This is a genomic window from Frankia sp. AgKG'84/4 (assembly GCF_023242965.2).
Taxonomy (GTDB): Bacteria; Actinomycetota; Actinomycetes; order Frankiales; family Frankiaceae; genus Frankia.
Map to the genome: position 1 here is coordinate 1 of NZ_JALKFU020000198.1, position 8,550 is coordinate 8,550.

Annotated in this window: 7 protein-coding genes and 2 pseudogenes; 2 read left to right on the plus strand and 7 right to left on the minus strand. The window is 72.3% G+C overall.

Annotated elements, in window-relative coordinates:
• The 6 genes and pseudogenes from MXD58_RS13890 to MXD58_RS13915 form a co-directional block, all read right to left on the minus strand.
• Nucleotides 1-1,066 (minus strand): annotated as a pseudogene (locus tag MXD58_RS13890) (hypothetical protein); the annotation flags it as partial.
• A gap of 380 nt (nt 1,067-1,446) precedes the next feature.
• Nucleotides 1,447-1,938 carry a DUF6912 family protein gene (locus MXD58_RS13895; RefSeq protein WP_248841279.1) on the minus strand — a complete coding sequence of 164 codons (492 nt, stop codon included), beginning with the start codon at nt 1,936-1,938 and terminating at the stop codon, nt 1,447-1,449.
• Between the two features lie 43 nt (nt 1,939-1,981).
• Nucleotides 1,982-3,106: a patatin-like phospholipase family protein gene (locus tag MXD58_RS13900; protein WP_248841278.1), complete on the minus strand. Its 1,125-nt coding sequence runs from the start codon at nt 3,104-3,106 to the stop codon at nt 1,982-1,984.
• 179 nt (nt 3,107-3,285) lie between these two features.
• Nucleotides 3,286-3,795 (minus strand): transcriptional regulator, encoded by a 510-nt coding sequence (locus MXD58_RS13905; protein ID WP_248821545.1) that lies wholly within the window; start codon nt 3,793-3,795, stop codon nt 3,286-3,288.
• Nucleotides 3,796-4,390: 595 nt separating this feature from the next.
• Nucleotides 4,391-5,719: a CpaE/TadZ family protein gene (locus MXD58_RS13910; RefSeq protein WP_248841277.1), complete on the minus strand. Its 1,329-nt coding sequence runs from the start codon at nt 5,717-5,719 to the stop codon at nt 4,391-4,393.
• Nucleotides 5,716-6,489 carry an SAF domain-containing protein gene (locus MXD58_RS13915; protein WP_248841276.1) on the minus strand — a complete coding sequence of 258 codons (774 nt, stop codon included), beginning with the start codon at nt 6,487-6,489 and terminating at the stop codon, nt 5,716-5,718. Before MXD58_RS13915 ends, MXD58_RS13910 begins: the two co-directional genes overlap by 4 nt.
• 487 nt (nt 6,490-6,976) lie before the next feature.
• Between MXD58_RS13915 and MXD58_RS13920 the strand changes: the two genes are divergently transcribed.
• Nucleotides 6,977-7,213, plus strand: a complete 237-nt coding sequence (locus tag MXD58_RS13920; protein WP_248841275.1) for a helix-turn-helix domain-containing protein — start codon at nt 6,977-6,979, stop codon at nt 7,211-7,213.
• Nucleotides 7,214-7,225: 12 nt separating this feature from the next.
• On the opposite strand, the gene MXD58_RS13925 is transcribed toward MXD58_RS13920, so the two are convergent.
• Nucleotides 7,226-7,795, minus strand: coding sequence for a hypothetical protein (locus MXD58_RS13925; protein WP_248841274.1), 570 nt, complete (start codon nt 7,793-7,795; stop codon nt 7,226-7,228).
• A 168-nt stretch (nt 7,796-7,963) separates the two neighbouring features.
• Here MXD58_RS13925 and MXD58_RS13930 point away from each other — a divergent pair.
• Nucleotides 7,964-8,550: pseudogene (locus MXD58_RS13930) on the plus strand (LysM peptidoglycan-binding domain-containing protein); the annotation flags it as partial.

The window sequence follows — 8,550 nt, forward strand, 5'->3', positions numbered from 1 at the left end:
CCTCCGCGGCCGCGGCCGCGTCACGCGGGTCGACGGCGCCGCTGTCCAGCGCGCCCTCGACCACCGCGAGCCGGGCGAGCAGGCTGAGCCGCTCCGCGGCCCACTCGGCCTGGTGCCGGTCGAGCCGGGTGGTCATGGTGGCGACCTGGCGCTGGGCGTCCTCAGCCTCGGTACGGGCCATCGCGAGCCGGGAGGAGAACTTCGCGGCCCGGCCCTCGGCCTCGGCGAGCTGCTCGCTCAGCAGCTCCTTCTCGCGGGCGAGCTCGAGGACGATGGGCCCGGTCATCGGGTCCTCCGCCGGCGACGCGCTGTTCGTGGAACCGGCGGGGCCATCGGTGGCCTCGACCCGGGCCCCCTCGACCCGGGCCCCCTCGACCCGGGAACGCAGCGCCGACTCGATCTCCTCGACGCGGGCGCTCGCGGTGGAGGCATGCCGTTCCGCCACGGAGATCCGCTGCTCGGCCTCGGCGGCCCGCTGTTCGGCGACGGCGAGGCGCGCGCTCAGATCGGCCTTGTCCAGCGCCGAGTCGTCCCGTTGGTGGCGAAGAAGCTCGACCAGCTCGGCGACGGGCTCACCGGGCCGTCCGAGGCCGACGGGCAGCGATATCGGCCCGGTGGTCGCCAGCTCCGCCCCGGTCAGGCGACCGTCGCCGAACTCAGGCGCCTCGGCGGTGGCTTCCCGGCCCGCGTCGGTGCCGCCGTCGGCGCCGAGCGGTTCGTCAGCGACGGGTGCGTCCTGCCCCGCGAGGTCGTCGGCCGGCGCGGGCGCCTGGGCGGACACAGCTGGGCGCTGCAGCTCCAGCATCGGCGCGATCGGCGGCGCGGGTATCGCCGCCAGCGCCGGGGATTCCCCGGGCCATGCCTGTTCGGGCACCGCCATCTCCCGCGCGACCCGCTGCTCGTAGGGCACGGGTGGGCCACCGGCCGGGCGTTCGGCGGGCTGGCCGTCCTGGGCCTGGCGAATCTGGCGGCGCAGCGGGGCGATCAGGAACACCCACGCCAGCGCGGCGCCAATGACCATCGCCACCAGCACATACGCCAGGATCTGCCCGGCGAGGTAGAGCATGGGCTGCCAGCCTCCTTACCGCGGGGGTCGGTCGAGAGAGCGCCCGCGCGTTCGGCCGGGGCAGCATCTCGTTACGAAGGGTGTGGGAAGGACTCCGCCGGTGCCTTCCGGACCTGAACCCGGGCGACGCTCGACGGCGTTCTACGCATTATTCGCAACGGCCGATGCGGCCCGTACTCCGGGGAGGCACAACCGTTGGCCACGCGGACCCTCGTACGTGGAGAAAACGGGCGGTGTGCGCCACACGGCGAGCGACCCCACCGGATCGGCGCATCCCGGCCGCCGCAGATCTCGTTCCATGCCACCATTGCACCCCGGATCACCACCGCGCCGGGGCGGATCACAACGAACGGTCAGGTTTCGTCGGCCGACCGGCGCGGCTACAGCAGGTCGGGCAGTTCCTGCGGGGCGAACCAGAGCAGCTCGAAGCCCTCGACGCTGTCGACGGTGAAGGCCGCGTCGTCGCCGCCGAGATCGGCCTCGACGATGCTCTCGGCCGCCTCATGCACGGCGGCGAGCACCTCGGCGTCATCCTCGTCGACGTGGATGGCCTCCACCGCCGACCAGGGCAGCGCGAAATCGATCTCGACGACGCCGCGCTCCAGGTCATCGCGGACCCGGGCGACCCCGTCGGGCACCTCGGCGACGAACACCAGGCGCCGCCGCGGCGCCGACGGGTCGGTGTCGAGCAGCCGCAGGCTGCCGCGCGCGGCGTCGTGCAGCACCGCGTACTCGAGCTCCTCTTCGGACTCCGACTGGGCGTACCACTCCCGCAGGGCGGGCGTCACCGCGAAACCGGTGCCGGCGGGTACCTGTTGGTCCGCCCAGACCGATCGCGCGGCGATGAGGGTCGACGGCAGGTAGATGCGCACGACAGCAGTGTCCCAACCCCGCGCGGAGCACGGTCGGTGAGGGTCAGCCGGCCAGGTCGAGTCCGACCGGGTCACCGGACCGGCCAGACCGTGTCCCGGCGCCCCGCTCGCCGTGGGTGAGCGCCTGGTCCGCGTGCTCGGGCGCGGTCCGGGTAGCGCCCCGGGGCGCCCGGGTGGGCCGGTTCGGCGACGCCGGACGGGATCGGCTCCCCGCCCGCAGCGCCACGGCGGTGGTGTGCAGACTGGTCTCGAACACCTCCGCCCGGCGAGTCAGATCCATCAGGTTCCCGCCCATCGCGGCGAGATCCTCCGGGCCGGGGCAGAGCACCATGACGCGGATGCCCGCCCGTTCGACCTGCTCGACCTCGCGCAGCAGCCGGCGGGTCGCGGCCCGGCGCACCTGGCGCTCGACGAGGGCGACGGCGCCACGCGGCCGGTCGGTGACCAGCGAGCACGCTGGCGCGACGACGACGATCTCGTCGAGACCGGCGTCGGCGAGCAGGTCCACGGACGTTGGGGAACGGGTACCACCGTCAACGAACCGCCGGCCGTCCGCCCTGATCGGGGCATACCACCCGGGAATGGCGCAGGACGCCATGACGGCCTCGGGCAGCGGCACCGCCGGCGCCTCGGGCGAACCGAACAGCACCCGGTCACCCGTGTCGAAGTCCATCGCCACCACGCGCAGCGCGGGCGACGGCGGTGGCCAGTCCAGGGGATCGAGGCCACGTCGGTCCATCGCGGCGGCGACGAGATCGCCGACCGCGGAGATCTTGCCTCGGCCCTGCGGCAGGATCGCCGCGAGGGTGACCATGGGAGAGGCATGCCGGGGATGCAGCGCGCTCGCGGTCAGCAACCGCGGCGAGCCCATCCGCAGCCGCGGTCGCGGCGGCAGGGACGCGCCGAGGTCGCGGTAGTCGAGAACCGGATCACCGGCCTGGTAGACACCACGTTCGGAGTCCGCCATGGCCTCGACTCCGACCCCGAGGCTGAGCAGGGCGGCCACCACGGAGCCGGCGGAGGTGCCGACCAGCAGATCGCTGCTGGCGGCGAGGTCCCGGCCGGTCTCGGTCTCGACGGCCCGCAGGGCGCCGATCATCCACGCGGAGCCGAGGACCCCGCCGGCACCGAGGACCAGGCCGCATCGCACGGCCCGCCTTCTGGTCATAGTCCACCTCCCGGCGCGGTGCCCGGTGGGTGGCGGTGCCCCGCGTTGGGCATCCACCGCCCGGTGCGCCCGCTGCCATGTGGGCCGCCCGGTACCTGGCCCGGCCGGTTCCGCGCGGGAACCGGCCGGCGCCAGTCGCAGTCCACGGTCCGCGTTGACCGTTCCTCGCCTGCGGAGCGTCAGTCCAGGTCCGCGGGTTCCTCGCTCTCCTCCTCGGCGAAGCTCGTCTCCAGCACGCCCCAGTTACGCAGACGCTCGGCGAAGTCCTGCGGCGTCGTGTCGTGCAGTAGGGCCAGCGCGCGCACGTCGCCGTCGCGGATGGACAGCACCCGGCCGGCGTAGTCGTCGCGCTGACGTTGGATCTGCGCCACCCAGCGCCGCACGAGGGCGGAGGAATCCGGCGGCGCCTCGCTGAGCTTCTCCAGGTTGAGCACCGTGCGGGGGCGGCGCTCCCGCGGCGGCAACTGGTCCTCGCTGGGCAGCAGCGCCGAGACCGGCACGCCGTAGAAGCCCGCGAGCTCGGAGAGCTGGTGGACACTGATCATGCGGTCGCCTCGCTCGTAGGAGCCGACCGCGGCGGTCTTCCACCGACCCCGCGATTTCTGCTCCACGCCCTGCAGCGAAAGACCCTGCTGAATCCGTATCGCCCGCAGGCGGGCTCCCACCGCCTTCGCGTACTCCCGGCTCACCCGACACACCCCCAGCCGTCTCGCCCGAGCTATCCCCGTGCCGCGCGGATGGGTGGCACGGTTGCGCCACGATCCGGATGGCACGTTCCCGGGAAGCCCACACTAACGTAACGTTGCCAATTGGAGACTTTCACGCAGCCACACTTCTCATCACTCTCCGAAGCATGACGGCGACACTTGGAGTCTTTCACTTCGCAGCGCGCCAGGTCAGTCACATAACAAGAATGATCCCGTCCCACCGGAAGCTTTAAGTAAGATCCCTTTCACTTCTTGACCGAATCCACTCCACACAGCGATGCCCAGGAATCGCTCGCCGTAACCGCGGTAGCTACGTTGGGCGGATGGTCCGAGTACCGTATGTCATGGTTATGCCAACGGCGTAACCGTGAGTCGCGGCAGACCCGGCGACATTCCGGCGAAGTGGCCGCTCACGACCACGAGGCGCCAGGCTCATTCCGTGGATCTTGGCAGCCCGATTACCTGCACGTCTCGGACGTCGGCCGCGACGGCCCCCGTCGCCGACCCGGCCGCTCTGGCGGCCTCGTTGCCCGATCCGTCCGCGCGGAGCAGCCGGCCAACGCCAGCGCTGGTCGCCCTAGCGGGCCTGGCGGCGCAGGCCTCCGCGGCGGCGGCGACCTGTGGTGGGCCGTCCGGCCAGGTGGCCCGCCAGCTCCCGGATCGCCAGCCGGGCCGGCGACGTCGGCGCGATGTCCCGCAGCAGCTGCCCGGTGACCTGCGCGGCATCCAACCCGACCAGGTCGAACGGCACGAGCGCGACCGGTTCGGTCCCGGTGTGCCGCAGGATCGATCTGCTCACCTCACGCGACGGATCCCCGCCGACGACCGAGGCGCGCAGCCGGTTCACGACGACGAGCGGCTCCGCGCCCGGCACGGCCTCGCGCAGATCCGCCAGACCCCGCACGAACCGGACCAGTCCGACCGGTTCCGCGGAGGCCACCGCGAGCACGATGTCCGCCGACTCCAGCACGGCGAGCGTCGCACCGTTACGCCGCGGCGCCGCCGTGTCGAAGGACAGCTCCTCGTCGGTCTCCAGGCAGAAGCCGCAGTCCACCACGACGAACGAGGCCAGCCGCCGAGACAGCGACAGCACCGTCTCGATCGAGGCCGGACGCAGCTCCGGCCAGCGGGAGGGCCGGGAGATACCCGGCAGCACCCGCAGGCCGTCCCCGAGATCGCGGCACAGCATCGCCAGCCTGGGCACGTCAAGCAGGCCCTGATTCGCCGACCGGGCCGCGGCGGCCAGGCCCGGCGCCTCCTCCAGCAAGCCGACGAGCTGGCCGACCGAACCGCCATAGGAGTCGGCGTCGACCAGCAGGGCGGACATCCCGAGGGCGGCGATCTCGGCGGCCAGGCACAGCGCGACTGTCGTGCGCCCCGGCGCGCCGGCCGGCCCCCAGACCGCGATCACCCGGCCGCCGCCAGGCTCGGCCATCGACAGGGCGTCCGTACCGACCCCGACCGGGGCAAGCTTGCCGAAACCGGGCAGCGCCTCGCTGAACGACCCGCTTCCCCATCCCGTCTGCGGCCCGGCGGGCGTCGACAACGCGCGGGATGCCTCGACGACGGCGCCGGCGACGACCTCCGCCGTGGCGTCGGCGGGAATGACCGCAGCGACACCGAGCTGGCGTAACCGCCGGTCGGCGTCCTCGTCACCTGGGGCGATCAGGCCGACCACCGCGACACCGGCCATCGCCAGCCGGGTCAGCGCGTCCCGGTCCAGCCGGCGCAGGTCGGCCGAGAGCAACGCGGCCCGCGCCGCACCGGTCGTCGCGGCCGCCAGCAGGTCAGGAAGATCGACACAGCGACGGACGACGGTCACCCCGAGATCGCGGCGGTCGAAGGCCGAGACCAGGCCGGCCTCGACGTCCGAGTCGGTGACCGCGGTGAGGATCGGCAGGCTCACCGGCCATACCCCGGGGCGAGGGTCGGACCGGTCGTGCCGACCCCGCCGCGGGAGTCCTTCTCCAGCTTGACGACGTCGACCCGCTCGCTCTGTGACGCCGCCACGGCCTGGATCGCGCTGTCGATAGGCACCCGCAGCGTCAACGATCTGTCGCCGCTGGCGAGTTTGTCCAGCTCGACGAACTCGACGTCATGGAGCACCTGGGCCTCGGCGCCCGTGCCGGTGGCCGGCGCGGGGGCGTTCTGGTCGGGCGTGTTCGGGTCGCCGGTGCCCGCGGGGGCGGCGGCGCCGGACTGGTAGACGTAGACGTCCACATGATCACCCGGCGTGAGGGCAGGCAGCCGACCGGCCTTGACGATCACGGGGACGAGTCGGGTGGACTGCGCGTTGTTCCGCACGAAATCGGCGCCGCTGACGAGTTCACCGGTGTCGACGGGCCGGGCGAGCGTGCTGCCCACCAGTCGGCCGAGCTGCGCGCCAGGGTAGTAGCGGTTGGAGGTCCGCGAGTCGAGCCGGGCCGGCACCGTCGTCAGGTCGCCGGCCACGATCACGTGTCCGGCCGGCAGGTCCTGGCGGGCCACGACCCACTGGCGGGTCGCGTCCGCGGAGGCGAACAGGCGGGCGCCGACGACCACCGAGACCAGCACCAGCAGCACCCCGATCAGCAGTCGGGAGTCCCGCCAGCGCCGGCGGGTCAGCCGGCGGGCGGGCGGGGAGCTCGGCGGTGGTGTCGCGTCGGGGCGGACCGGCGCCGCGGCGAGCTCGGTCACCGGGAGACCTCCCTTTTCTCCTGGCGGACCATCAGCACGAATCCGCACCTTCCGGTCGCAGAGCGTACGCGGTGGAAGGGTTCCAACACAGTCATATCGTCAACTGCAGCCGTTGCGGAACCGGGTCTAACGACTGCCATCCGTGACGATCCTCGCGCACGGCGACAGACCAGACCCGCCGGCCTACCTGTTGGACGCGCAGACCCACCGGCTCGATGTGTGCTTTGACGAGAAATCCGCATTTCTGCCGGGGCTGCCGGCCGCGCGACCCGGACCGCCACCGCTGCGCCGTCCGGCGCGGGGCGCGCGCTCTCGTCACCGCGGATCGCAGTGGGTTCAGGACAAGCGGAGCCGGTCGTCGGTGAGTGTCAGCTTCCGGCCGTGTTCGCGCGCAGTTATCCACAAGCTGTGGCATCTGGAGGCGATGACGGGTGGAAACTCTGATACACACGTGAGGAGAGACACCCAGCCTCAGTAGGAGGGCTCTATGAACGACCGCTTCCTTCAGCTGAGCGACGTGGCCGAGATCCTGAACATCTCCTCCAGCCAGACCTATGCCCTCGTGCGCTCGGGCGAGCTGCCCGCCATCAAGATCGGCGGGCGCGGGCAGTGGCGCGTGGAGCGCGCCGAGCTGGAGGCCTACATCCAGCGCGCCTACGAGCAGACCAGGGCATTCGTCGCGGCCAATCCGCTGGCGCGGCACGAGGCCGTCCCGGAGGACTGAGCCGCCCGCCGCTCACACGACCCGGCGGATGTAGGCGATCGCGTCGAGCGGAAGGGTCCAGCCGGAGCGAACCTGGCCCCGGCGGGCGAACTCTCCCAGCGCATGCTCGGCCACCTCCAGGAAGTCCGCTCCCACCCGCAGCGGAGTCCCATGCAACGCCGTGCCGTCCACGAGTCTCAGCGTGCACGCCGACCGGTCGCGCACCAGCCCACGCAGGACATATCGCAGGTCGAGCTTCGCGGCCAGCGGCCCCTCGTGCCCAGGCTGTGCCGACACCGCCGCCAGGCTGTCGACCGCGAGCAGCGAGCGCATCGGCACGAGCGTCTCGGCCGCACCGGACTCGGCGAGGAGGAACCAGTCCGACCCGAGCGCGGCGAGCGTCCCGTGCAGGGTCTCCGGCGCGCGTTGTCCACCCAGTACCCGGCAGCGCGTCGGGCGCCCCACGACCGGCCGCATGCGGTCGATGAGACGCAGGTAGGAGGCCTCGCGCCGGCTGCGGTCGGCGAGCTCCGCCGCGAGATCGGCCGCTTCGTTGGCCTCCCACTGCAGCTCGAGATCGGCAAACAGGTCCTCCCACCGCATCGGATCTCCTCCAGCCGGGTAGTTCTGGTGCGCTTCGTCCGTCTCGTACCTACCTGCTTGCTCACGCATGACGCAAGCCAGATTGACAGCAGGACGCAAGAGGATTACACAACCAAACATAGGCAAACGAAGCTGTTCGATGGCATCTGGCAGACAGGGGTACCGGCCATGAGTGCGGGATCGGCTCGGGGGACGCTGGCGCGGCTCGCCAGCGCCGTCGGTGCCATCGGCACGGCGATCATATTGATCGTTGTCGGGCCGGCGGCGGCCGACCTGCCAGCCAGCGCAGGCTCGGTGCCGGACTGGTTCACCGCGGACCCCGAGCGGGCGCTCGTCACGGTCGTCGCCGCGGTCGCGTGGCTGTGCCTGCTGTGGCTGTGCCTGGGTGTCCTGCTCGGTGTCGCCGCCGCCATTCCCGGCGCGGTCGGCCGGCTCAGCGCCGCGCTGGCCCGGCTGATCCTGCCCCGTGCCATGCGCCGGCTGCTCGAGGTCGGCCTCGGTGTCACGCTGGTCGCCGGGATCGGGCCGGTCATGGCGGCGATGCCTGCCGCTGCCGCCGGCCCGGGGCACCCCACGACCAGCACCAGCGGCAGCACCGCCGTCCTTCCCGACCTCTCCCGTGTGTCGGGCATGGAGTTCACGATCGCGCCAGCCGCGCTGACCGCGGATGTCCCGGCAAGTCCCGACCAGCCCGCCGCGGCGGCACCCCCACCACACTCATATACACATCTCCGAGCCCACGAGACCATATGGTG